The following is a 287-nucleotide window of genomic DNA, read 5'->3' as shown; positions in this document are numbered from 1 at the left end:
CTCAGACATTCAATGTTTCAGTTGATTCAGAAGTTGCTGTAAAAGCTGTTGATGAATTTATTGGCGCCTATAACACCTTAAAAGAGCAGTTAGATACATTATCGAATCCAACAAGTGGAATGCTTGCCTCTGATAGTAATATTCGCAGTGTGGAACAACAATTGCAAAGAATGTTTACAAACGATTTAGGTGGAAGTACTGAGATACAATCTCTTATGGAACTCGGTATCACTTTTAATCGTTTTGGTGAGATGGAGAAGTCAGCTACAGGCATAGGGACTTTAACA

At 37.6% G+C, this 287-nt stretch carries 1 protein-coding gene; it reads left to right on the top strand.

Annotated features, from left to right (window positions below; all coding sequences use genetic code 11):
* The coding region (gene fliD / locus R2R70_RS19690; RefSeq protein ID WP_410978851.1) for a flagellar filament capping protein FliD at positions 1 to 287 on the top strand (287 nt) is incomplete at both ends.

This window comes from Cobetia sp. SIMBA_158 (assembly GCF_046566945.1).
In the GTDB taxonomy this organism is placed as follows: domain Bacteria; phylum Pseudomonadota; class Gammaproteobacteria; order Pseudomonadales; family Halomonadaceae; genus Cobetia; species Cobetia amphilecti.
Note: the sequence above shows the minus strand (reverse complement) of the source record. Positions and strands in the feature narration are given on the sequence as shown.